The sequence below is a fragment of the Mycobacterium sp. 852002-51152_SCH6134967 genome (assembly GCF_001667105.1).
Lineage (GTDB): Bacteria > Actinomycetota > Actinomycetes > Mycobacteriales > Mycobacteriaceae > Mycobacterium > Mycobacterium neumannii_A.
The window spans coordinates 1-22910 of record NZ_LZIK01000038.1 but is presented as its reverse complement, the minus strand read 5'-3'; the positions used below and the strand labels follow the sequence as shown (position 1 = coordinate 22910).

The following is a 22910-nucleotide window of genomic DNA, read 5'->3' as shown; positions in this document are numbered from 1 at the left end:
TACCCGTTGGTTGCACTCAATATATCTGTGTCCCCCGGTGACATCAAGTTCCGCGCAACAGTGTCACAACCGCCTCATGAGACGCATCCGTCGATGTAGTATCCCCGTCGGGCAAACACTTACGCCCTGAATTCGGCATCACCGGAGACTCGGAGGACGGGCGTTGCTCAAGTTGCGGCATCTGTGGGCAGGCGCGGCCGTCGCCGCGGTAGCGGCGGGTACCGCGCTCATGGGAGCGGGCCAGGCCGCCGCGGTGCCCGACGTCGTCGACCGCCCCTATAAGGACGCCAAGAAGATCATCCAGCAGTACGGCGGCAACGCCGTGGTCGCAACGCGGGTCGGGAGCAGCGCCGACGAAGGCAACTGCCTGGTGACGAACGCGTGGGATGCCGCTGTTCGCCGCCCCAACTCGCGGGGGCGCCCGGTCTCCAACAGCGATGTCATGGTGGCCCTGAACTGCAATGCCGCGGTCGCCGCGCCCGGCGCGCCGGGCAACTCCGCGATGAGCCCCGTCGGCCGCGACGCCAAGGCCGCGCAGCAACGTCAGCAGGCGAAAGCCGCGCGCGAGGCGGCGATGTTGGAAGAGCAGGAACTGGCCGCACCCGTCACGCCGGACAACTGAGTTCTCGCCCGTCCGACCTCCACAACCGGCGCTTGCTCCGGTGGCGGTGTATACCGAACCGCAATAGACTGCCACCAGCTTTTACACGGCGGTCATCGCCTGGACACGGAGGTTGGGGCACGTGAAGAAGATCCTCTCCATCGGCTTCATGTCGGCGATGAGCCTTGCGGCGTCGGCTGTCGTCTTGGGTTCGGGTGTTGCCTCGGCCGCTCCCAGCGTCGTGGGCATGAAGTATTCCGACGCTCAGGAACAGATCGAGAACGCCGGCGGGACGGCAGTGGTCGCCTCCCGGGTCGGCGACAAGCTCGACCTCGGCGATTGCATCGTCACCAACATCTGGGACTCGTCGTTCCTGCGGATCAGCGAGGCCGACTCGAACGAGATGTCTGTCGCGCTGAACTGCGCCGGCGAATACGCGACCGCCACCAATCCCGGTGCCTCCGTTGCCAATCCGCTCGGGCGAGCGGCCAAGTCCAAGGCCGAGCAGGAAGCTGCCAAGCAGGAACTGAGCGAGCTGGAATCGCCCGTCACGCCAGACAATTAACGCACTCTTCATAGTCCGCAACGGTTTTCACCCGCCGTCAACCTCGACGCATCGCTACGTTCACACCGCCCCGTGAGGGTGGCGTGGAATCCACGCCCCGGGGTAGACGGCCGCGCGTCAGCGCCGCCCCGGAGCACACTCAGGGAGGCGAGCAGACGATGCGAATGCGAATGTTGGGGATCGGCGCGGTCGGCGCCGCGATGTCGGCGATGGCGCTGTTCGGCACGGCGATGGCAGCAGCCGTACCGGACGTCGTGGGCCAGACCTACTCCGACGCGGTCTCGGCGATCGAGGAGGAGGGCGGCACGGCGGTGGTCGCCGCCCGCGTGGGGGACAAACTCGATCAAGGCGACTGCATCGTCACCAACGCCTGGGACGCGTCGTTTCTTCGCATCGACGCTTCAGGCAGCCAGGTTCACCTCGCGCTGAACTGTGCGGGAGGTTATGCGACGGCGACGAATCCCGGTGCGTCGGTTGCCAATCCGCTCGGCCGGGAGGCCAAGTCCAAGGCCGAAGAGGAAGCCGCCAACGAGGAGCAGGAAGAGCTGGAAGCACCGGTCACGCCCGACGAGTAGGCCGGTCTAGTAGCTCGACACCCGGCCGAGCAGCATCTCGACGCAGTAGTCGATGAAGTGCTCTCGCGTGGCGGCCAGCCTGCCGTTGAGGTAGGCGGTGAACAGCGCGGTCAGGGCCCCGATCAGCCCGGTGGCGGTCATCGCCGCGCGTTCGGGATCGGTGATGCGGGTGAGTTTGCGCTGCAGTAGCTCGATGAAGCTGGGCATCCACTCGGCGCCCGACCGCGTCAGCGCCGGTTCGCTGGCCGGCGCGAGCAGCAGCACCCGGCCCCGGGTCGGGTCGTCGACCATCAAGGCGACGAACCGCTCGACGGCGTCGCGCGGGGTTTCGGCGGAGGTCAAAGTGGACATGGCTTTGGCGCAGACGTCGTCGTACACGGCGCGGACGAATTCGTCGCGGTCGGTGAAACTTTCGTAGAAGTAGCGCTCGGTCAACCCGGCCGCCCGGCATACGGCGCGGACAGTGAGGGACGAGCCCTCGGCGGCACCGAGAAGCTCCACTCCCGCGGCGATGAGTTCGTCGCGGCGAAGCACCTGACGGTCCTGCAACGGCACGCCCGACCATCGCCCCCGTCTTTGACCCGAAGGCACATCCCTCCTAAGCTCGCTATGACAACGCCCGTAGTCAGAAATCCTGCTACCTCCGGACGGAAGTACACCAGTGACTCAAGATACGTCTGAAACGTGCCCCGTGTCCCGGGAGCGCCACCCCTCGGGAGGGCAGGACGACGCTTCCTCGCTGGCTGCGGGCTGTCCGGTGACCTCCGGCGGCTACGACGCACCGTCGCTGCCGCTGGGCCCCGACTCGCTGACGTGGCGGTACTTCGGTCAGTGGACCGGCCTGTTCCAGGGCACCTGGGCGGGCTCGATGCAGAACATGCACCCGCAGTTGGGCGCCGCGGTGCAGGAGCACTCGATCTTCTTCCTGGAGCGGATTCCGCGGCTGCTGCGTTCGATCTACCCCATCGGCGGCGTGGTGTTCGACGGTGATCGCGCACCGAAGACGGGCGCGGAGGTCCGCGACTACCACATCGGCATCAAGGGCACCGACGAGCGCGGCCGACGGTACAGCGCGCTCAACCCCGATGTCTTCTACTGGGCGCACGCGACGTTCTTCAAGTCGACCCTGCTGGCCGCCGAGAAGTTCGGCGGCGGGCTTACCGAGGACCAGAAGCGGCAGCTGTTCGACGAACACATCACCTGGTACCGGATGTACGGGATGAGCATGCGGCCCGTGCCCAAGACGTGGGAAGAATTTCAGGAGTACTGGGATCACATGTGCAACAACGTCTTGGAGAACAACTGGGCCGCCCGCGAGGTGATGGATCTCTCGACGATGCCCAAACACCCTTCGCTGGAGTGGATTCCGGATCCGTTGTGGCGGCTGAACCTCAAAGTGATGCAGCGCTTTCTGACGTTCATGACCGTCGCCCTCTACGATCCGCCGGTTCGGGAGCTGATGGGTTACACCTGGTCGCGTCGACAGGAGTGGTTGCACCGGCGCTTCTGCGATGTCGTGACGCTGGCGACCAAGGTGCTGCCCAAGCGGTGGCTGATGCATCCGCGCAAGCGTTCCGCGATGGACCGTGCCACGGGTCGGCTGCCGGCAGACGCGCCGCTGGTCGAGACGCCGGCGCGCAACCTCCCGCCGGTCGAGTACCGCGGTCAGCCGCAGTTCTATTGCCCGCAGGTTTGATTCGGCTCTTATCGCACCGAGGCCTTGAATGTGCTTGTGCTGCTAATCGATACGACGGCCCCGATCAGCGACACCAGGTGAGATGGTTCGTGCTCTCGAATCCGGCGCACGCGTTCGCCTCGGCTTTGGACATGACGAGGTAGGGCGGTTCTCCCGACCCCGTGAAGTAGTAGTAGTTGCGGTCGTCCTGTCCGTAGACCCACCAGTCACCCGAGCCGTCATTCATCTGAGTCGGTGTGAAGCGCCACATCGACGACTCCGCCGGAATCACATACGCCGGCTCTGTCGCGGTGGACCAGGCATTCGACACGATCGGCACATTTGCGACCACGACGACGCCCGCCACGATGGCCCCCGCTATGGCGAGAGCCACCAGAATGCGCGTGGCGAGCACGCGGACACGGAGACGTGTCATGGGCGGAATTTACCGCAGTGCCCCCACCAGGGCTCGAACCTGGGACCTGCGGATTAAAAGTCCGTAGCTCTACCAACTGAGCTATAGGGGCGCGATGGACAGGATACTGGGTGACCCGCGTCGCCCTCGTTTGAGGATTCGGGTGCCGATAACCTAAGCTATCGAAGCTCCCAACGTCATCGCGTTGCGAGTACCCCGGAGAGATTCGGCTGGGCCCCCTTCGTCTAGCGGCCTAGGACGCCGCCCTTTCAAGGCGGTAGCGCGGGTTCGAATCCCGTAGGGGGTACACGCAGCGACCCGTACGATGGGACGCAAGCAAGGCCCTGTGGCGCAGTTGGTTAGCGCGCCGCCCTGTCACGGCGGAGGTCGCGGGTTCGAGTCCCGTCAGGGTCGCCATTGCGGCGAGGCATCTGGGTTACGCCCGAGCGGTGCCTTCCGGGCCAGGTAGCTCAGTTGGTACGAGCGTCCGCCTGAAAAGCGGAAGGTCGCCGGTTCGATCCCGGCCCTGGCCACGTTAGAGGCAATTCTGCCTCGGTTCCCCCTCCACGCGCTCGATCCAACACGTCGACACTTCGATGGGCACCCGCTCGCGAGGAAGTTTCCCCCAGCGCAGGCAATCTCGGCTGGAACCGGCGATCATCGGCAGAGGGCTGTGCTCTCAACGCCACGGCTGCACCGACGACCGCCTTGCGGCGGGCCCCCGACGCAGCCGGTCCCGCACCCGCCGCCATCAGTCGGCTACCCCCAAACGAATCTCCCCCACACAAAGTCTGACGTCACCGTCAAAACCATCTCGCTTGACGTCGGGCGCCAAGACGCAATCGGGTCGGCCAGCTTTACTCGCGAGGCGCGGTACCCGAGGTCCAGTTCCGGCCGTCAAAATACCGCTGCAACTTGGGGTCGTTCGGGTCCGGATACCGACCTGGCGGACGATCCTGCATATGAACCTGTTGAGTCGAAGGCGGCGGTGTCGGTCGTGAAGCGATTTGCACTAACACAACGATTCCGGACACCACGACACCCACAAGGGCAAACAGGATTAGCCAGCCCACAATGACTGTCAGGAAGGAAGGTACCGGTAACTTCGCAAGATGCTTGAGCGCAGCTATGACTACGTTGACCAGTAGGCCCATCACAGCGATGATTCCGAATACCTTCAGGACAGCCTTAGGGCCTGTGCCCCGCGGACCTCGATCAGCCACGGCCATCGCTTCGGCCTCCCTGCCCGCAGTTGAATCGCTTTTCGGTATCGCAGATACCCCGTTGGGGGTGACTCCCAATCGCCCCACAGTCTTCGTGCACGTCGGCCATCGCTGGGTTTCCACCCCACAAGGCAACCGGCGGCTCCGGTTTCCCGAAGCCGCCGGCCATCTCATTAGCTGTCACACCGGTTGGGGCACGGCCCGCTCCTCGTCTGCGGGCACGACCTCGACAGGGGCCGGCTGAGTAACCGGCACCGGTTCGTCCGTCCGCGCCGTTCGCCGCGCCAGGACCGCCGACAGGGTGGCTCCGACCACCAGCGCGACAAGAGCCGCGGCCCCGGCCACCGGTGTGACCGTCCAGGCGCCGTTCAACAGGAAGATCGCCGGCAGCGTGCACGTCGGGATGCCGAGCAGGATCAGCACCCATCCGGTGAAGTGGCCGAGGTCGAACGACCGGACCCGGCTGATCCCCAGGCCGAGCAATACGAAGAACAGCGTCCACATGACCGCCCACGTCGCCCAGATGACCGCGAACACCGGGTCGGTTCCGATGCTGTTGACCGCATAGAACACCGCAATCGCGGCGACGAACGCGCTGTACCAGCCGAAGCCCTGCGGCTCGAGATCGTAGATCTGGATGAGGCCGAACCACAGATAGGTGAACCCGAACAGCAGGCTCGGCCACGTCCCGTTGACGATGTCGGCGTCACCGCCCGCCTGCACCAGGATCAGCGTGGGCAGGACGACCTGCGCCGCGCCGACGAACAGGTTGATAGGCGCGGCGCTTCTCGGCTTGACCACGCCGATGGAGACGAGTCCGTTGACGAACAGGGCGACGCCGACGAGGAGCAGACCCACGTTGCCCATCAGCGGCCCACCCATTCCACGAACCGATCGGACGAGATCACCGGGGCGAAGAACTCGTTGATGCGCTGGAACGCCGCAGGCTCCTGGTCGGGACGCGCCGTGCCGGTCGCGTCGCCGATGATAATGGGCAGCAGCCCGTGGTCGCGCGCGGCGCGGCCGTTGCCTTCGATGCACCAGTCCAGGTGGATTCCGGTGATGACGACGACCTCGATCTTCTGCCGGATCAGCGCACCCGGTAGGTCGGTGCCGACGAACGCGGTCTGAAGTGCCTTCTCGTAGAGCTCGTTGTCACCGGGCTCGACCAGTTCGCGCAGCTCGTCGACGAGCGCGTTGTCCCAGGCGATCTGCTCGGGCGTCGCGTCGATGTGACCGGTCCAGCTCTCATACTGGACGCGGTCGAAGGCCGTCTGCGGATAGTCCTTGCGAAACACCGAGAACCCGATCCAGTTGAACGACAGGAAGTTCGGTGCCTTGCGCGCCGCCTTCACCGCCTTCACCGTCGCGTCGAGGCTTCCGCGCAGCGCGTGGCCTTCCGCGTACTGCACACCGCCCGGCTTGTAGAGCGAGTTGGATTGGCTGACCGACAGGAAGGCGGCCGGCCGGCTCAGGATCTCGCGGAAGTCGAGCTCCTGCCAGTGTGCGGCCAGGGGCGGGATGGAGTCGACGTTGGTGGGCGGGAAGTTCGCGGGATCGAGCGCGACCGGCTCCAGGGGGGTCAGCCGTGACGGGGCGTTGATGGTGGCGGTCAAGGTGTTCACCTTTCTCGTGGGTGGACAGGTATCGCGGGCGGCAGTGAAATGTCCACGGTCGCCGGTGTTTACACGAAGGGAACGTGCGCATCGTGAGCGTCCCACGAGGGAAAGCGCGGCCAGACACTTAGAATCGGCGCGAGTTCATCGCTGCCCGCACCGAATGCGCGGGACCGGACCGCCCTTGTCATACGCGGTACCTACGCGTACCGTATCGGTACCTTCGTGTACCACCAGAGCAGGGAGTCGCCATGAGCAAGCAGCGTAGGACGATCAGCGGTCGAACCGCGGTCATCACCGGCGCGGCATCCGGCATCGGACGCGCACTGGCGCAGCGGCTCTCGTCGTACAGCTGCCCGGTGGCCATCGCCGACGTCAACGAACAGGGGCTCAAGGAGACCGAGGCGTCGCTGCGGGGCCCGGCACTGCTGAGGGTCCTGGATGTGAGCGACGCCGAGGCGCAACGCGACTTCGCCGCCGAGGTGCGCGCGTGGGCGCCCCGGCCGATCGGGGCGGTGTTCAACAACGCCGGTGTCGCGCTGGGCTCCACGGTGCTCGACGCCGTCGTCGACGACGACGACTGGTTGTGGAACATCAACTTCCACGGTGTGGTGAACGGCACCAGGGCGTTCCTGCCCATTCTCGTCGAGCAGGACGAGGGCGTGATCGTCAATACCTCGAGCGTCTTCGGTTTGGTCGGCATGCCGGGCCAAAGCGCTTACTGCTCAGCGAAATTCGCGGTCCGCGGGTTCACGGACTCGTTGCGCCAGGAGTTGCGGGGGACCGGCGTGTCGGCCGTCAACGTGCACCCCGGAGGTGTGAACACCAACATCGTGCGCAACGGTCGATTCCGCGACGAGCCGGGCGGACCCACCAAGGACCAGGTGGTCGCGGAGTTCGCGGCGATGACCAGAACCGATCCCGACAAGGCGGCCGAGATCATCCATCGCGGCGTGGAGGCGGGCAAGTCCCGAATCCTCGTCGGGCCGGACGCCTACATGTTCGACGCCCTCGCCCGGATCGCACCGACGCGCTACTTCGACGTGCTCGAGCGCATGGAGGCATCGCTGCGCAAGCGCGCCGCGAGGTAGTTACGCGGTCTCCTTCGCGTACTGCAGCAGCCCCGGATCGTGCGAGCACAGCAGAAGCAGATCGGGTTCGCCGCGTCGGTACAGCTCGGTCAGCCGAGCGTGGTTGTCGCGCACCTGTTTACGGTCGAACGCGGCGACCTTCTCGAACGCGCCGAGCACCGGTGGGATCCGCGGCGGGCCGCCGATGGTGTCGGGATGGTAGAAGGCGTCCCCACAGTGCAGAAGCCAGCGATGGCCCGCGTCGACGGCCACGCAGGCATGTCCGCGGGTGTGGCCGGGCAGCGACATCAGCACGATGCCCGGCGAGACTTCGGTCAGCTCCTTGGCCGCGGCGAACCCGCGCCATCTCTCGCCGGCGGGAGTGTGCTCGACGATCTCGGGACCGTGCTCCCACTGGGCCGATCGGAACCGGAAGCGTTCACCCCGAGTCGGCGGGTGCATTGCTCCCAGTATTTCCGCGGCGGTGCAGTGGATTTCGGCGTGGGGGAAGTCGGAGATTCCGCCGATGTGGTCGATGTCGAAATGCGTGACCACGATGTGGCGGACGTCTTCGGGGCGATAGCCCAGCCGTTCGACCTGCCGCACGGCGGTCTCGTCGGGGTCGAAGAACGGCCGGAACAGGCGGCGGGTGGGACCGGTTCGGCGTGCCGGCTCCGCACAGTCGGCCAACCCGTATCCACTGTCGACGAGCACCAGCCCGTTGTCGGTCTCGACGAGAAGGACATGGCAGACCAGGACGGGGACGCCCCACGGATGCATCGATCCGCAGTTGAGATGGTGAACCTTCACGGGGCGGCTCCGGTGAGCAACTCGGTGCGGCCGATCTGTGTCACGAGGCTCGCGGAGTCGAAGTAGATCCGCTCGTTGACGATGCGGTCGTCCTCGAAGAAGAACACCGCGGCCACCGGCACCCGGAAGGCCCTACCTGTCGGCGGCAGTCCGTAGAACTCGCCCAGATTCGTTCCCAGCAAGTCGAATTCGACGATCACGGCGTCGTCGGCGACGTGGAACCGGACGTTGTCGTGGCGCTGATCGGGGAACGCGGTGCGCGTGCTCCGGTAGTAGGCCATGACCTCGTCGTCGCCGTCGAAGACTTGGCCGGTGGCCATGATCTCGTAGTGGGGCCGTCCCCCGGACTCGTTCTTGAACGTCGCGAGGGTGGCGTCGAACTCCTTGGTGACCTCGGTGTCCATGTGCACACGGATCACCTCGAGTCGGCGTTGGCGCAGCGCGTCGGTGGTCATGAACGCACTGTACGACCGGGCGTTGTCAGGCCGGTGACGTGACCTCCGCGGCGATCGACTGATGCCGGTGCTGCCGCTCGATCGTTGCGAGATAGAACGCCCAGGCGAATGCCGAACTGGCGAACAGGATGAAGCCCAGGTACAGCCAGGCGTGTTTGACGTCGCGCCTGCGGCCGTCGACGAGCAACCACGCGGGGAACAACAGCAGGCTCATGATCGTGTAGTCCTGGCTGGCGGAACTGGCGGCCGGGTTGTCGTAGCCGAGCGCGATGAACTCCGACCAGCTGCCCGGACCCCATACGAAGTTGTGCAGCCCACCTGCCGGCGCGTACTCGGCCACAAACTGGTTGTTGAAGTAGTAGCCGAGGATGACCGAGGCAATTCCGGCGACGTAGTAGAACAGCTCGAGCTTCGTGACGCGCGGACCCGAGGTGTAGCGCGCGAAGATCGCAGGGTTCGCCTTGACGATGACGGCCAGCGTCGCGAACCCGAGGACAAGGTGAATGATCAACGAAACCATGATCGGAGTTTCTCACCATAAGGCGGAGTTTTGTCAATATTGACATAACTTGTTTCGGGTACTTTCAGCACATGCCCCGTCCGGCTCAGACCGCGCGCAGCGAGCGCACCCGTGAAGCGCTGCGGAAAGCGGCGGTCGTGCGGTTCCTCGCGCAGGGAGTCGAGGAGACGTCGGCCGAACAGATCGCGGCAGATGCCGGTGTGTCGTTGCGGACGTTCTATCGCCACTTCGCGTCCAAACACGATCTGCTGTTCGCCGACTACGCCGGCTTGGACTGGTTCCGTTCGGCGCTGGCCGCCCGCGATCCCCAGGAGCCGATCGTCGAGGCGGTGCACAGCGCGATCATGGCCCGCCCGTACGACGACTGGGCTGTCGCGCAAACCGCCGCGCTGCGCGCGCAGGAGCTCGAACCCGGGCGGGTGGTGCGGCACATGCGTCAGGTGGAGGCCGACTTCGCCGAGGTGATCGCCGAACACCTCGCCGAGGCCCTTCCATCCGATGCCAACACCGACGAGCGGATGCGGATCACGGTCACCGCCCGGTGCATCGCCGCCGCGGTGTTCGGCGCGATGGAGGTGTGGATGCTCGGTGACGAGCGCTCGCTTCCCGAGCTGTCCCGGCTCACCGGCGAGGCCCTTCGCGCGCTGGCCGAAGGCATCACCGGATGACGTTTTGTCATTATTGACAAAACTTGGGACAGCTGTCAGCCTCAGCCCATGAGCGACTTCGACGCCATCGTCATCGGTGCCGGGCACAACGGGTTGACCGCGGCGACCGTGCTTCAGAAGGCCGGTGTGCGCACCCTCTGCCTGGACGCGAAGCTCTACGCCGGCGGCATGGCGTCCACGGTCGAATTGTTCGACGGGTTCAAGTTCGAGATCGCCGGCTCGGTCCAGATCCCGACCTCGGCGGTGGTCAGCCGCGAACTCGGACTCGACTCGCTGCCCACAGTCGACCTCGACGTGATGTCGGTGTCGCTGCGAGGCGTGGGTGACGAACCGTTGGTCTACTACACCGACCCGGTGAAGCTCCTGACACACATCAACGAGGTGCACGGTGCAGAGGCCGTCAACGGCATGGCCGGGTTGATGGCGTGGTGTCAGGCGCCCACTCGGGCGTTGGGCCGGTTCGACGCGGGCCAGCCCCCGAAGTCACTCGACGAGATGTATGCCTGCGCGACAAACGAATTCGAGCGATCGACGATCACCGACCTGCTGTTCGGCTCGGTCACCGACGTGCTCGACCGCTACCTGCCGGACAAGGAGAAGAACGGTGCGTTGCGCGGCATGCTGTCGCTGCTGGCATGCAACACCACTTATCGGGGACCGGCCACGCCGGGCACGGCCGCCGCACTCGCCTACGGCTTCGCCGTCCCCGACGAGAACGCGCTACTGGTCAAGAAACTGCGAGGCGGCATCGGAGCCCTCACGTCGCATCTGTGCGAGGTGTTCACTGCCAACGGCGGAGAACTGCGGTTGCGAAGCAAGGTCACGGAGGTCACCGTCGCCGCCGGCAATGTCACCGGAGTTCGGCTCGAGGACGGCACAGCGCTGTCGGCGCCGATCGTCATCTCCGGCGTCGCTCCCGATCTGACGGTCAACGGCCTCGTCGACCCCAACGCGGTGCCCGCGGATGTGCGGGACCGCTTCTCACGGCTGGACCACCGGGGCAGCTATCTGCAGATGCACTTCGCGCTCGACGGCATTCCGGAGTTCGCGCCGCCCTACGAGCTGCTCAACGACCCCGCCATGCAGTCCAACATCGGAATCTTCAGCACCCCAGAGGAACTCCAACAACAGTGGGAGGACGCCAGGCGCGGCGTCGTGCCCGCGGACCCGGCGATCGCGTTGCAGATCCCGTCGGTGAACGACCCCGGGCTGGCGCCGCCGGGCAAGCATGCGGCCTCGGCGTTCTCGCTGTGGTTCCCCATCCAGGAGGGTGAACACGGCTACGGCGAGATGAAAGTCGAAATGGGCCGGCGGGTGATCGACAAGATCACCCGGCTGGCCCCCAACTTCGAGAGCCTCATCCTCCGGCACACAACGTTCACGCCCAAACACATGGGCACCATGTTCGGCGCTCCGGGCGGGGACTACTGCCACGGGCTGATCCATCCCGACCAGATGGGGCCGAACCGACCGGGCCCCAAAGGCTATGTGGACCAACCGATTCCGATCGGCGGGCTGTACCTCGGCAGCGCCGGCTGCCACGGCGGCCCGGGCATCACGTTCGTCCCCGGCTACAACGCGGCCAAGCAGGCGCTGGCCGATATGCGCTGAGCCCGTTTCTCACCGGCCCGCACCGGGAATGCGGCGTGCATGGGAATCACGGTGGCCGTCACGGGGCCCACGGGGGAGATCGGCAAATCGGCAGTAGAAGCGCTCGAAAGCGTCGCGGCGGTCGACGAGATCATCGGAATGGCTCGTCGCCCCTTCGACCCGGCCGAGCACGGTTGGTCGAAGACGAGTTACCTCCAGGGCGACATCCTCGACCGCGAGGCTGTCGACGCGCTGGTCGGACGCGCCGACGTCGTAGTCCATCTGGCCTTCATCATCATGGGGTCACGGGAGGAAAGCGCCCGCATCAACCTGGCCGGCACCCGCAACGTCTTCGAGGCGACGGTGGCCACCGAACGTCCGCAGCGGCTGGTGTACACGTCGTCGGTCGCCGCTTACGGCTATCACGGCGACAACCCGGTTCCGCTCACCGAAGACGTGCCGCCTCGGGGGTCACCCGAGCACTACTACTCCGAGCAGAAGGCCGAGTGCGAGGCGGCGCTGGCCGACATCGTTGGCGGCACATCGCTGGAGGTGTACGTGCTGCGGCCCTGCATCGTCGCCGGTCCCAAGGCGCCGGCGCTGGCCGACGCCATGCCGTGGACGCATCTGCCCGGCCCGGTCAAGCGCATGTCCGACGCGCTTCCGCTGCTCAAGGTGCCGGTCCCCGATCCGGGCATACCGTTGCAGCTGGTGCATCACGACGATGTCGCAGCCGCCATCGCCGCCGCTGCCACCACAACGTCGGCGGAGCCGGGCGCTTACAACATCGCGGGCGACGGGCTGATCACCGTGTCCGATGTCGCACGCGAACTGGGCGCTCGGCCGATACCGGTGCCCAAGGTCGCCGTCACCGCGGCGGCAGGAGTCGTCGCCCGGTTGCCGTTCGTCCCGTCGGCGCTGGAGTGGTTGCACATCGGCCGCACGTCGGTGGTCATGGATACGAGCAAGGCGAAGACTCAGCTCGGCTGGGAGCCGAAATACACCTCCGCGCAGACGCTCACGGAGTTGGCCGACTCGCTGCGCTGAGTCACTGCGTGTGATCGCCGGTGTCGGCCGGGCCGATCGGTGTCGCACCACCCTCGTCAGACCAGTCGACGCCTTCCTCGTCAGTGGCGTCGGTGCCCCGTGCCGGGTCGCTCTGCACGTCGTCGTCGGCGTTCGAGGGTCCGGCGTCGGTCTCGACGGTGCCGGGATTGTCCTTCTTGTCATCGCTCACCGGCGCTATATACCCGCCGAGCGGGCGTTTCAGTCTCTGCGGGCGCGCAACTGCGCCGCCCAATCCGCAGGCACCCTGCCGCGAGGACCGGGAGAGGGCTGGCCCTCGGGACGGGACTCGGGCGCGGTGAGCTGTGGTCCGTCGTAGTAGGCGTTCGTGGCGTAGTTCCAGAACCAATCCTCACCCGGTTCGAACGAGCGGATGACCGGATGCCCCGTCTCACGCCAGTGTGCCGAGGCGTGCCGCGCCAACGAGTCGTCGCAGCACCCGATGTGACCGCATGCCGCACATCGGCGCAGATGCACCCACCAGCCCCCCACCGCGTCACACTCGGCGCATCCGGTCCCGCTCGGTGGGACGGACGGGTCCACTGCAGCGTCCATAGCCGGCGAGCCTACCTATGACCGCGGGCTCGTAGGAGCCGAATTGTCTTGAGGTTCTGCCGATTTCTACCGCGCCATCGTGGAATTGGGTGCGCTCCAGTCGGTGGAGACGAACCGGTGGCGGATCAACCAGTCGTCGCCGACCGGCGCGAACACGTCGCGGTAGCGGCCGTAGTGGTCGAGGCCGATCTCGGTGAACACCGTGAAATAACACGAGACCCGCGCTTCCTCGGGCGTCACATCGGTGAAGCGGATGTTCGTCACGTTGTGGCGCACGATGCGCTTGACGTTGGACTCGGAGGCGGCCGCGTTCGGCGCGGCGACGGCACCGCCCAGATAGTCCACGATCGCGGCACGGCCCTGTGCAGGTTCGGTGCCCCGCACCTCGAGGACGCCGTCTTCGCAGAAGGCGGCGGCGAGTTCGGGCAGCCGCAGCGCGTCGCCCGACCAGTTGTACCGGGCGAGGGTGTCCCTGATGCGTTCCCGCGCGCAAAGCTCCCAAAGTTCCATGCGGACAACCTAACGGGGTTAATGTCGCGCCATGGCTACCAGCGATTCCCGTGAGGTCGTGATTGACGCGAGCCCGGCCGAAATCCTCGACGTCATCGCTGACGTCGAGTCCGCACCGGAGTGGTCCCCCCAGCACCAGGGCGCCGAGGTCCTCGACAGGGACGCCGACGGGCGGCCCGGCCGCGTGCGGCTGAAGTTGAAGACCATGGGCATCACCGACGAACAGGTCGTGCAGTACACATGGGGTGAGAACACGGCCAGCTGGACGCTGATCGAATCCAGCCAGCTCAAAACCCAGAGCGCGTCGTACACGCTCACCCCCGACGGCGACAAGACGAAGGTCCGCTTCGAGATCACCGTCGACCCCGCGGTGCCGATTCCCGGGTTCGTGATGAAGCGTGCGATGAAAGGCGGTCTGGAGGCTGCCACCGACGGTCTGCGCAAGCAGGTCGTCAAGCTCAAGCGGAGCTGACCGGTTTGGACGCCCGTCGGGTTGGCAATGAAACCGGCATGGCTGTCACCGAAACTCGCGAGGTCGTCATCGAGGCGACACCACAGGAGATCCTCGACGTTCTGACCGACCTCGAGTCGCTGACCGAGTGGTCCTCGGCGCACCAGAAGGTCGAGGTCCTCGAACGCGACGACGAGGGTCGCCCCAGCAAGTCACGTCAGGTCGTCAAGATCGTCGGCGTCTCCGACGAGCAGGTGCTCAACTACACCGTGCACGACGACGGGGTGAGCTGGACGCTGGAGAGTTCGAAACAGCAACGCGCGCAGCAAGGTCGGTACACACTCATCCCCGACGGCGATACGACGAAGGTTCGCTTCGAGCTCATGGTCGACCCGCTGGTGCCGTTGCCTGGCTTCCTGATCAAGAAGGGCGCCAAAGGATTGATGGAGACGGCGACCGACGGGCTGCGTAAACGAGTACGCCAGGTCAAGAGCCGCCGATAGTCTGCCCCGCATGGCGACTGCGGGGCCCCTTGCGGGAGTGAAGGTCATCGAACTGGGCGGCATCGGCCCCGGACCCCACGCAGGAATGGTGCTGGCCGATCTCGGCGCCGACGTGGTGCGCGTGCGCCGCCCCGGCGGGCTCCAGATGCCGCCCGAGGACGTCGACCTGTTGCACCGCGGCAAGCGCGTCGTCGACCTGGACGTCAAGAAGGATCCCGGCGCGCTGCTGAACCTCGCAGCCAAGGCCGACGTCCTCATCGATGCATTTCGCCCGGGGACGTGTGAACGGCTCGGCATCGGCCCCGACGACTGCGCGGAGGTCAACCCCCGGCTGATCTTCGCCAGGATCACGGGCTGGGGTCAGCACGGACCGCTGGCGCAGACCGCGGGTCACGACATCAACTACTTGTCGCAGAGCGGTGCGCTGTCGGCGATCGGATACCGCGACCGGCCACCGGTCGTGCCGCTGAACCTGGTCGCCGACTTCGGCGGCGGCTCGATGTTCGCGCTGCTGGGCATCGTGGCCGCGCTGTACGAACGGGAGCACTCCGGTGTGGGTCAGGTGGTCGACGCGGCGATGGTCGACGGTGTGGCCGTGCTGACGCAGGTCGCGTGGACGATGAAGTCGACGGGCGTCCTGCGCGACGAACGCGAGTCGTTCCTGCTCGACGGCAGCGCCCCGTTCTACCGCACCTACGAGACCGCCGACGGCATGCACGTAGCGGTCGGCGCAATCGAACCGCAGTTCTACGCGCAACTGGTGGCCGGGCTCGGGCTCGGCGCCGACGAGCTCCCACCGCAAATGGACCGCGAGTCGTTTCCAGAAATGCACAGGCTGTTCGCTGAGCGCTTTGCGAGCAAGACCCGCGACGAATGGACCGAGATCTTCTCGGACACCGACGCATGTGTCACGCCGGTGCTGACGTGGACCGAGGCGGCGCGCAGCGACCATTTGCGTGCGCGGTCAACGTTGGTGCAGGCCAACGGGGTAGACCAGGCCGCGCCGGCGCCTCGGTTTTCGCGAACCCCGGCCGGTCCCGTCGGGGCACCTCCGCAGGATGCGACTGACCTAATTGATATTGACTGGTAATACCAATTTGCTGGAAAAGCCTATGCGCTAGGCAGTGGAGTTAGCTACGATTTGCCCCATGGCTGTGCAGGCATCGAGGGAAGTGGTCTTCGAGGCGCCCAAAGACGCGATCATGGACGCACTCGCCGATATCGATGCCGTGCCCACGTGGTCGCCCGTTCACAAGCACGCCGAGGTGCTCGACCGTCATCCCGACGGCCGCCCGCATCACGTCAAGGCGACGTTCAAAATCATGGGCGTCACCGACAAGGAGTTCCTCGAGTACCACTGGGGCGAGGACTGGGTGGTCTGGGACGCCAAGGCGACGATGCAACAACGCGGGCAGCACGGCGAGTACAACCTCACCCCCATCGGCGAGGACCGCACCCGGGTCCGCTTCGACATCATCATCGACTTGGCGGCGCCGATTCCGGAGTTCCTGCTTCGCCGCGCCAAGAAGATGGTGCTCGACGTCGCGACCGAGAATCTGCGGCGCCGGGTGATGGCCGCGGTTACATAGCTTCTCGCCCGCCCGCCCGCAGCACCGCGAGCCGACGGATCGCCTCGTCGAGGGTCTCGTCGCGTTTGCAGAAGGCGAAGCGCACCAGGTGGTTCCATGCACCGGCGTGCTCGGCGCCCGGGTCGCAGAACGCCGACATCGGAATCGCTGCCACACCCGCACGATGAGGCAGCTCGGAGCAGAACGCGGCGCTGTCGCTGAATCCGAGCGGACGCGGGTCGGCACACAGGAAGTAGGTGCCGAAGCTCTCGTGCACCTCGAAGCCGAGGTCGGACAGCGCCCCACCCAATCGGTCTCGCTTGCGCTGCAAGGACTCCCGCAGCGAGTCGACCCACGCGTCCTCGTTGTTCAGGGCGTGCGCCACCGCGGGTTGGAACGGTGCGCCGCCGACGTAAGACAAGTACTGCTTGGCTGCGCGCACACCGGCGATGAGATCAGTTGGGCCGCATGCCCATCCGATCTTCCAGCCGGTGACGTTGAACATTTTGGCCGCGCTCGAGATCGTGATCGTGCGCTCGGCCATGCCGGGGTAGTTGGCCAGCGGCAGATGCCGTCGGCCGGGGAAGTCGGAGTACACGAGGTGCTCGTAGACCTCGTCGGTGATCACGAGCAGGTCGGCCTCGACGGCCAGTTCGGCCAGCGCGCGCAGTTCGTTGTCGCCGGCCACCATCCCGGTGGGGTTGTGCGGCGAGTTGACGATCAGCGCTTTGGTGTTGGGTGTGACGGCCTTTCGCAGCCCGTCGACATCGATACGGAAACCACGCCCGTCCTGAATCATCGGGACGGCGCGCCGCTGGCAGCCCGCCATCGCGATGACGGGGGAGTAGGAGTCGTAGAACGGCTCGATCAGCAGCACCTCGGAACCGGGTTCGACGAGCCCGATGACCGCGGCCGCGATTGCTTCAGTCGCGCCGACGGTCACCAGGACCTCGGTGTCCGGGTCGTATTCGGTTCCGTGCGCACGCTTGCGCTGGGCGGCGATCGCTTCACGCAATGGTGCGATACCGAGGCCGGGCGGATACTGGTTGGTGCCGTCGGCGATCGCGCGCTGGGCGATCTCGAGCATGGCGGGCGGGCCGTCCTCGTCGGGAAAGCCCTGCCCGAGGTTGACCGCGCCGATGCGCGCAGCCAGCGCCGACATCTCGGCGAAGATCGTCACCGCGTACGGCTGCAGCCGGCGAACCGTCATAGCCGTCGAGGGTATGCGGTCGCGATCACAGCGGGTCCATGGCGGCCAACCGGTGCACTTGTGTCTTGCTGGCCAGGTACAACTCGCACCAGGTTCGGTGGAGGTCGTCGTAGAGCACAGCACGCCTCGGATCCGGCTCGATGCGGCCGGCGATCCGGGTCCAATCGGTGTCCGGCGGCACCAGTCCCAGACCTATCGCCGCCAGGAGCGCGTCGCCGAACCCGGCGCCGATGGTCTGTTCGGGCGTCAACTGCGTACGGCCGGTGATATCGCTGACCGCTTGCGGCCAGATCGGGCTGTCCAGTCCGCCGCCGACGGCGACGAGCCGGGTGCTGGGTGCCGCGTCGTCGAAGCGCGTGAGCACGTCGCGCACACCGAATCCGATGCCCTCGTAGGCGGCCCGAACCAGGTGGCCTCGTCCGTGCCGCAGCGTCAGGCCGGCTACGACGCCTCGGGCGTGCGGATCGAAGATCGGGGTCCGCTCGCCGCTGAAGTACGGAGCATCAGCAGACCCTCGCTTCCGGGCGGCACCGCCGAAGCTTCAGCGGCCAGTTCCTTGAACGACGCATTGCCAGTCGTGGACTGCAGCCACGTGATCAGGCTGCCCGCGGTCGCGGTGCCCGCGGCCAGCGCGTAGTTGCCGGGTTCCACTGCGGCGGTTGTCCACAGCGTCGAGTCGCAGTGGTAGTCCGCGACGATCTGCACCATGAACATCGTCGCCCCGTACATCAGCATCAGGTCGCCGGGTTTCCGGACCCCGACCGAGAACGCTTCGGCGTAGGCGTCGACGGTCCCGCCCATGACCGGAGTCCCGACGGGGATTCCCGACATGCGGGCCGCCGCGGCGGTGACCGTGCCGACCACCTCGGCCGGCCAGGCGAGGCGGGGCAACGGAAGGTGTGCGCAGATCCGTTCCGCCCATTCGCGATTCCACTCGAATGCACGTGTGGCATACATCGGGTCACACTGGCTGGCGGTGTGGTGGTCCATGGTGTATTCGCCGGTGAGTTTGGCGACGATGTAGGAGTTCGAGCTGAACCACGTTCTCGCGTCGGCGAACACTTCCGGTTCGTGAGTGCGGACCCATTCCAGTTTCGGGCCGACGGCCTGGCTGGTCAGTAGGCTGCCGCCTCGTTCGAGGATGTTCTGTTCGCCGAATTCCTCGGTGAGCGATGCGATCTCAGCGACCGCCCTGGTGTCGATGCCGTAGAGGATCGCGGGTCGCAGAGGTCGCAGGTCGTCGTCGCACAGCACGAGGCAGGGTCCAAGGCCGCTGACGCAGACGCCCGCCAACGACCCGCGTGCGGGCATGCGTGCGATGAGCGCGCGGCTGATGGCACAGACTTCGCGCCACCACACGGCTTCTGCGTCGAATTCCGCCCACCCCGGGCGCGGCAGGTCCATCGAGTGCGCCATGGTCTCGACGGCCAGTACCGTGCCCGCCGCGTCGGTCAGGACGCCTTTCGTGCTCCCGGTGCCGATGTCGATGCCAAGGAGGACGTCCACATCGTCACGTTAGCTGCCGGTTCGGGGGACGAGCGGGCACTTCTGTCACGCCCTGGCCGGGGACCGCACGGTACGCCCCGCGGGGTTACCGGTGCTAGGTTGCCCAACCAACAGGTTGGCCGAGGCTGTTAGGCTGCGGGACAGAGGACTACCGTCCGGATGGACAGGCATCCCGCAACCCAATCTGAACAGGAAATATCTTCATGTCTGAAGAAGCCTTCATCTACGAGGCGATTCGTACGCCTCGCGGCAAGAACAAGAACGGCGCACTCAACGAGGTCAAGCCCGTCAACCTGGTCGTCGGCCTGATCGAGGAGATCCGCAGCCGCTACCCCGACCTCGACGAGACGCTGATCAGCGACGTCATCCTCGGTTGTGTGTCCCCCGTCGGCGACCAGGGCGGCGACATCGCCCGGACCGCGGCGCTGGTGGCCAAGCTGCCCGAGACCACCGGCGGGTTCCAGCTCAACCGGTTCTGCGCCTCGGGTCTCGAGGCCGTCAACACCGCCGCCCAGAAGGTGCGGTCCGGCTGGGACGACCTGGTGCTCGCCGGCGGTGTCGAGTCGATGAGCCGCGTACCGATGGGCTCCGACGGCGGCGCATGGGCTTCGGACCCGGAGACGAACTACCGCATCGGATTCGTCCCGCAGGGCATCGGCGCCGATCTGATCGCGACGATCGAGGGCTTCTCCCGCGAGGATGTCGACCGCTACGCGCTGCGCAGCCAGGAGAAAGCCGCCGCGGCCTGGTCGGGCGGCTACTTCGCCAAGTCCGTCGTGCCGGTGCGCGACCAGAACGGCCTGATGATTCTCGACCACGATGAGCACATGCGCCCCGACACCACGCTCGAGGGCCTCGGTCAGCTCAAGACCGCGTTCGACGGCGTCGGCGCCATGGGCGGGTTCGACGACGTGGCGCTGCAGAAGTATCACTTCGTCGAGAAGATCAACCACGTCCACACCGGCGGCAACAGCTCCGGCATCGTCGACGGCGCCGCGCTGGTGCTCGTGGGCAGTGAAAAGGCGGGCCAGTCGCAGGGTCTGACCCCGCGGGCACGCATCGTGGCCACCGCCACCAGTGGCGCCGATCCGGTCATCATGCTCACCGGTCCGACGCCGGCCACTCGCAAGGTGCTCGACCGTGCCGGCCTGACGGTCGACGACATCGACCTGTTCGAGCTGAACGAGGCGTTCGCCTCGGTGGTTCTGAAGTTCCAGAAGGACCTCGACATCCCCGACGAGAAACTCAACGTCAACGGTGGCGCCATCGCGATGGGCCACCCGCTGGGCGCCACCGGCGCCATGATCACCGGAACCATGGTCGACGAGCTCGAGCGTCGCAACGCACGGCGTGCGCTGATCACGCTGTGCATCGGCGGCGGCATGGGCGTGGCCACCATCATCGAGCGCGTCTAGCACGAGTCTGAGGGTTTAAGGAAAAAACATGGCAGAGAACACCATTCAGTGGCACAAGGATGCCGACGGCATCGTCACCCTGACGCTCGACGATCCGACCGGCTCGGCCAACGTGATGAACGAGCATTACAAGGAATCCATGCACAATGCCGTCGAAAAGCTTGTTGCGGAAAAGGATTCGATCACCGGCGTCGTCATCACCAGCGCGAAGAAGACCTTCTTCGCCGGCGGTGACCTCAAGGGCATGATGAACGTCGGCCCGGACAACGCCGCCGAAGCGTTCGAAGAGGTCGAGTCCATCAAGGCCGACCTGCGCAAGCTCGAGACGCTGGGCAAGCCGGTCGTGGCGGCCATCAACGGCGCCGCGCTGGGCGGTGGCCTGGAGATCGCGCTGGCCTGTCACCACCGGATCGCCGCCGACGTCAAGGGTTCGGTCATCGGTCTGCCTGAGGTCACGTTGGGTCTGCTGCCCGGCGGTGGCGGCGTGACCCGCACCGTGCGGATGTTCGGCATCCAGAAGGCGTTCATGGAGGTGCTCAGCCAGGGCACCCGGTTCAAGCCGGGCAAGGCCAAGGACACCGGGTTGGTCGACGAAGTGCTGCCCACGGTCGAGGAGTTGGTGCCCGCCGCCAAGGCGTGGATCAAGGCCAACCCCGAGGCGCACACCCAGCCCTGGGATGTCAAGGGCTACAAGATGCCCGGCGGCACTCCGACATCGCCTGGCCTGGCCAGCATCCTGCCGTCGTTCCCGGCGCTGCTGCGCAAGCAACTCAAGGGTGCGCCGATGCCTGCGCCGCGGGCGATCCTCAACGCCGCCGTCGAGGGCGCGCAGGTCGACTTCGACACCGCGAGCCGCATCGAGAGCCGCTACTTCACGGAGCTGGTCACGGGCCAGACCGCCAAGAACATGATCCAGGCGTTCTTCCTGGACCTGCAGGCCATCAACGGCGGTGCGTCGCGGCCCGACGGTATCGAGCCCGTCAAGATCAACAAGATCGGCGTGCTGGGCGCGGGCATGATGGGCGCCGGCATCGCCTACGTGTCGGCCAAGGCCGGGTTCGACGTGGTGCTCAAGGACGTCAGCCTCGAAGCCGCCCAGAAGGGTAAGGGTTACTCGGAGAAGCTCGAGGCTAAGGCGCTCGAGCGGGGCAAGACCACCCAGGAGCGTTCCGACGCGCTGCTGGCCCGCATCACGCCGACGGGCGATCCTGCGGACCTGAAGGGTGTCGACTTCGTCGTCGAGGCGGTCTTCGAGGATCAGGACCTTAAGCACAAGGTGTTCCAGGAGATCGAGGACATCGTCGAGCCCAACGCGCTGCTGGGATCGAACACCTCGACCCTGCCGATCACCGGTTTGGCGACCGGCGTGAAGCGCCAGGAGGACTTCATCGGCATCCACTTCTTCTCGCCGGTCGACAAGATGCCGCTGGTGGAGATCATCAAGGGCGAGAAGACCTCTGACGAGGCGCTGGCCCGAGTGTTCGACTACACGCTGGCCATCGGCAAGACCCCGATCGTGGTGAACGACAGCCGCGGGTTCTTCACCAGCCGTGTCATCGGCACGTTCGTCAACGAGGCGCTGGCGATGCTCGGTGAGGGCGTTGCGGCCGCGAGCATCGAGCAGGCCGGCTCGCAGGCGGGCTACCCGGCGCCGCCGCTGCAGCTGTCCGACGAGCTCAACCTCGAGCTGATGCACAAGATCGCCGTCGCCACCCGCAAGGGCGTCGAGAGCACGGGCGGCACGTACGAGCCGCACCCGGCCGAGGCGGTCGTCGAGAAGATGATCGAGATCGGACGGCCGTCGCGGCTGAAGGGTGCGGGCTTCTACGAGTACGCCGACGGCAAGCGCGTCGGGCTGTGGCCGGGTCTGAAGGAGACCTTCAACTCCGGCAACACGTCGATCCCGTTGCAGGACATGATCGATCGCATGCTGTTCGCCGAGGCGCTGGAGACCCAGAAGTGCCTTGACGAGGGCGTGCTCACGTCGACCGCTGACGCGAACATCGGCTCGATCATGGGTATCGGCTTCCCGCCCTACACCGGTGGTTCGGCGCAGTTCATCGTCGGCTACCAGGGTCCTGGCGGTGTCGGCAAGGAGGCCTTCGTGGCCCGCGCCAAGGAACTCGCGGCCAAGTACGGCGAGCGGTTCAACCCGCCGGCGTCGCTGACCTGACGCATAACTCCATCGGGCCGAGCGCTCACTGTTGTACGGATTTCGTGCAACGGTGGGCGCTCGCCGCTTTGACGGGTGGGTGATTCGCTAGATTGGCGTCAGTGTGAAGGTGAGGTGCCGCGTAGTGCGGTGGTTGAATCCTTTTCACCTGGTGTCTGGCTCTTAGATTGG

Annotated in this window: 26 protein-coding genes, 4 tRNA genes and 1 pseudogene; 17 read left to right on the top strand and 14 right to left on the bottom strand. The window is 66.2% G+C overall.

What is annotated here, in order from left to right; genetic code table 11:
• Positions 1 to 163 precede the first annotated feature (163 nt).
• The 3 genes from A5790_RS12335 (at position 164) to A5790_RS12325 (ending at position 1741) form a co-directional block, all read left to right on the top strand.
• Positions 164 to 622 carry a hypothetical protein gene (locus A5790_RS12335; RefSeq protein WP_066844245.1) on the top strand — a complete coding sequence of 153 codons (459 nt, stop codon included), beginning with the start codon at positions 164 to 166 and terminating at the stop codon, positions 620 to 622.
• 121 nt (positions 623 to 743) lie between these two features.
• Positions 744 to 1166: a hypothetical protein gene (locus A5790_RS12330; RefSeq protein ID WP_231987774.1), complete on the top strand. Its 423-nt coding sequence runs from the start codon at positions 744 to 746 to the stop codon at positions 1164 to 1166.
• A gap of 158 nt (positions 1167 to 1324) precedes the next feature.
• Positions 1325 to 1741 (top strand): PASTA domain-containing protein, encoded by a 417-nt coding sequence (locus A5790_RS12325; protein WP_066844243.1) that lies wholly within the window; start codon positions 1325 to 1327, stop codon positions 1739 to 1741.
• Positions 1742 to 1747: 6 nt separating this feature from the next.
• Here A5790_RS12325 and A5790_RS12320 read toward each other — a convergent pair whose 3' ends face one another.
• Entirely contained in the window at positions 1748 to 2332 is a 585-nt protein-coding gene (locus A5790_RS12320; protein WP_066844241.1) for a TetR/AcrR family transcriptional regulator, read from the bottom strand.
• 70 nt (positions 2333 to 2402) lie between these two features.
• On the opposite strand from A5790_RS12320, the gene A5790_RS12315 reads away from it, so the two are divergent.
• Entirely contained in the window at positions 2403 to 3437 is a 1035-nt protein-coding gene (locus A5790_RS12315) for an oxygenase MpaB family protein (protein ID WP_066844239.1), read from the top strand.
• A 64-nt stretch (positions 3438 to 3501) separates the two neighbouring features.
• On the opposite strand, the gene A5790_RS12310 is transcribed toward A5790_RS12315, so the two are convergent.
• Together A5790_RS12310 and A5790_RS12305 are read right to left on the bottom strand one after the other, a co-directional pair.
• Entirely contained in the window at positions 3502 to 3852 is a 351-nt protein-coding gene (locus A5790_RS12310) for a hypothetical protein (protein WP_082961691.1), read from the bottom strand.
• An 18-nt stretch (positions 3853 to 3870) separates the two neighbouring features.
• A tRNA-Lys gene (locus tag A5790_RS12305) sits at positions 3871 to 3943 on the bottom strand.
• A gap of 122 nt (positions 3944 to 4065) precedes the next feature.
• Between A5790_RS12305 and A5790_RS12300 the strand changes: the two genes are divergently transcribed.
• From A5790_RS12300 to A5790_RS12290, 3 genes are all read left to right on the top strand, one after another.
• Positions 4066 to 4138 (top strand) — tRNA-Glu (locus tag A5790_RS12300).
• A 33-nt stretch (positions 4139 to 4171) separates the two neighbouring features.
• Positions 4172 to 4248, top strand: a tRNA-Asp gene (locus A5790_RS12295).
• Between the two features lie 42 nt (positions 4249 to 4290).
• Positions 4291 to 4364: transfer RNA gene (locus tag A5790_RS12290), tRNA-Phe, on the top strand.
• Between the two features lie 324 nt (positions 4365 to 4688).
• Here the strand turns inward: A5790_RS12290 and A5790_RS26205 are convergent.
• The 3 genes from A5790_RS26205 to A5790_RS12280 all read right to left on the bottom strand — a co-directional run bounded on the left by A5790_RS26205 (position 4689) and on the right by A5790_RS12280 (position 6670).
• The gene (locus A5790_RS26205) at positions 4689 to 4793 is read right to left on the bottom strand and encodes a DUF2510 domain-containing protein (RefSeq protein WP_231987777.1); all 105 of its coding nucleotides are present in this window, start codon (positions 4791 to 4793) and stop codon (positions 4689 to 4691) included.
• Between the two features lie 441 nt (positions 4794 to 5234).
• Positions 5235 to 5936, bottom strand: a complete 702-nt coding sequence (locus A5790_RS12285) for an AmiS/UreI family transporter (RefSeq protein ID WP_156656373.1) — start codon at positions 5934 to 5936, stop codon at positions 5235 to 5237.
• Positions 5921 to 6670, bottom strand: coding sequence for a cysteine hydrolase (locus A5790_RS12280; protein ID WP_066844468.1), 750 nt, complete (start codon positions 6668 to 6670; stop codon positions 5921 to 5923). The genes A5790_RS12285 and A5790_RS12280 overlap by 16 nt, the downstream gene beginning before the upstream one ends.
• Before the next feature lie 251 nt (positions 6671 to 6921).
• On the opposite strand from A5790_RS12280, the gene A5790_RS12275 reads away from it, so the two are divergent.
• A complete protein-coding gene (locus tag A5790_RS12275; RefSeq protein WP_066844236.1) occupies positions 6922 to 7761 on the top strand; it encodes an SDR family oxidoreductase in 840 nt (279 codons plus the stop codon).
• Here the strand turns inward: A5790_RS12275 and A5790_RS12270 are convergent, their stop codons facing one another.
• The 3 genes from A5790_RS12270 to A5790_RS12260 are packed head-to-tail and all read right to left on the bottom strand — an operon-like array spanning position 7762 to position 9525.
• Positions 7762 to 8550: an MBL fold metallo-hydrolase gene (locus tag A5790_RS12270; protein WP_066844233.1), complete on the bottom strand. Its 789-nt coding sequence runs from the start codon at positions 8548 to 8550 to the stop codon at positions 7762 to 7764.
• A complete protein-coding gene (locus A5790_RS12265) occupies positions 8547 to 9005 on the bottom strand; it encodes an ester cyclase (RefSeq protein ID WP_066844230.1) in 459 nt (152 codons plus the stop codon). The genes A5790_RS12270 and A5790_RS12265 overlap by 4 nt, the downstream gene beginning before the upstream one ends.
• 25 nt (positions 9006 to 9030) lie before the next feature.
• Positions 9031 to 9525 carry a DUF2834 domain-containing protein gene (locus tag A5790_RS12260; RefSeq protein ID WP_066844226.1) on the bottom strand — a complete coding sequence of 165 codons (495 nt, stop codon included), beginning with the start codon at positions 9523 to 9525 and terminating at the stop codon, positions 9031 to 9033.
• 71 nt (positions 9526 to 9596) lie between these two features.
• On the opposite strand from A5790_RS12260, the gene A5790_RS12255 reads away from it, so the two are divergent.
• From A5790_RS12255 to A5790_RS12245, 3 genes are read left to right on the top strand one after another with little or no spacing between them, the layout of a single operon-like run.
• Positions 9597 to 10193, top strand: coding sequence for a TetR/AcrR family transcriptional regulator (locus A5790_RS12255; protein ID WP_066844223.1), 597 nt, complete (start codon positions 9597 to 9599; stop codon positions 10191 to 10193).
• A gap of 48 nt (positions 10194 to 10241) precedes the next feature.
• The gene (locus tag A5790_RS12250; protein WP_066844221.1) at positions 10242 to 11804 is read left to right on the top strand and encodes an NAD(P)/FAD-dependent oxidoreductase; all 1563 of its coding nucleotides are present in this window, start codon (positions 10242 to 10244) and stop codon (positions 11802 to 11804) included.
• 39 nt (positions 11805 to 11843) lie between these two features.
• On the top strand, positions 11844 to 12830 hold the full coding sequence (locus A5790_RS12245) for an NAD-dependent epimerase/dehydratase family protein (protein ID WP_066844218.1): 987 nt from the start codon (positions 11844 to 11846) through the stop codon (positions 12828 to 12830).
• 1 nt (position 12831) lies between these two features.
• Here A5790_RS12245 and A5790_RS12240 read toward each other — a convergent pair whose 3' ends face one another.
• From A5790_RS12240 to A5790_RS12230, 3 genes are all read right to left on the bottom strand, one after another.
• Positions 12832 to 13020, bottom strand: a complete 189-nt coding sequence (locus A5790_RS12240; RefSeq protein WP_066844215.1) for a hypothetical protein — start codon at positions 13018 to 13020, stop codon at positions 12832 to 12834.
• A gap of 29 nt (positions 13021 to 13049) precedes the next feature.
• The gene (locus A5790_RS12235; protein WP_066844212.1) at positions 13050 to 13403 is read right to left on the bottom strand and encodes a UBP-type zinc finger domain-containing protein; all 354 of its coding nucleotides are present in this window, start codon (positions 13401 to 13403) and stop codon (positions 13050 to 13052) included.
• A 66-nt stretch (positions 13404 to 13469) separates the two neighbouring features.
• The gene (locus A5790_RS12230) at positions 13470 to 13913 is read right to left on the bottom strand and encodes a nuclear transport factor 2 family protein (protein WP_066844210.1); all 444 of its coding nucleotides are present in this window, start codon (positions 13911 to 13913) and stop codon (positions 13470 to 13472) included.
• A 31-nt stretch (positions 13914 to 13944) separates the two neighbouring features.
• Here A5790_RS12230 and A5790_RS12225 point away from each other — a divergent pair, with 31 nt between their 5' ends.
• The 4 genes from A5790_RS12225 to A5790_RS12210 are packed head-to-tail and all read left to right on the top strand — an operon-like array spanning position 13945 to position 16456.
• The gene (locus A5790_RS12225) at positions 13945 to 14385 is read left to right on the top strand and encodes an SRPBCC family protein (protein WP_066844208.1); all 441 of its coding nucleotides are present in this window, start codon (positions 13945 to 13947) and stop codon (positions 14383 to 14385) included.
• 38 nt (positions 14386 to 14423) lie between these two features.
• The gene (locus A5790_RS12220; RefSeq protein WP_066844205.1) at positions 14424 to 14867 is read left to right on the top strand and encodes an SRPBCC family protein; all 444 of its coding nucleotides are present in this window, start codon (positions 14424 to 14426) and stop codon (positions 14865 to 14867) included.
• A gap of 10 nt (positions 14868 to 14877) precedes the next feature.
• Complete coding sequence (locus A5790_RS12215; protein ID WP_066844203.1) at positions 14878 to 15957, top strand: CaiB/BaiF CoA-transferase family protein; 1080 nt, start codon at positions 14878 to 14880, stop codon at positions 15955 to 15957.
• Between the two features lie 58 nt (positions 15958 to 16015).
• Complete coding sequence (locus tag A5790_RS12210) at positions 16016 to 16456, top strand: SRPBCC family protein (RefSeq protein WP_064397507.1); 441 nt, start codon at positions 16016 to 16018, stop codon at positions 16454 to 16456.
• Here A5790_RS12210 and A5790_RS12205 read toward each other — a convergent pair.
• Both A5790_RS12205 and A5790_RS12200 read right to left on the bottom strand, forming a co-directional pair.
• Positions 16449 to 17645, bottom strand: coding sequence for a pyridoxal phosphate-dependent aminotransferase (locus tag A5790_RS12205; RefSeq protein ID WP_066844202.1), 1197 nt, complete (start codon positions 17643 to 17645; stop codon positions 16449 to 16451). The two genes, A5790_RS12210 and A5790_RS12205, sit on opposite strands and share 8 nt — an antisense overlap.
• Positions 17646 to 17670: 25 nt before the next feature.
• A pseudogene (locus A5790_RS12200) lies at positions 17671 to 19151 on the bottom strand (FGGY-family carbohydrate kinase).
• A 203-nt stretch (positions 19152 to 19354) separates the two neighbouring features.
• Between A5790_RS12200 and A5790_RS12195 the strand changes: the two are divergent.
• Entirely contained in the window at positions 19355 to 20566 is a 1212-nt protein-coding gene (locus tag A5790_RS12195; protein ID WP_066844200.1) for an acetyl-CoA C-acetyltransferase, read from the top strand.
• 28 nt (positions 20567 to 20594) lie between these two features.
• Complete coding sequence (locus A5790_RS12190) at positions 20595 to 22739, top strand: 3-hydroxyacyl-CoA dehydrogenase NAD-binding domain-containing protein (protein ID WP_066844197.1); 2145 nt, start codon at positions 20595 to 20597, stop codon at positions 22737 to 22739.
• Positions 22740 to 22910: the final 171 nt, after the last annotated feature.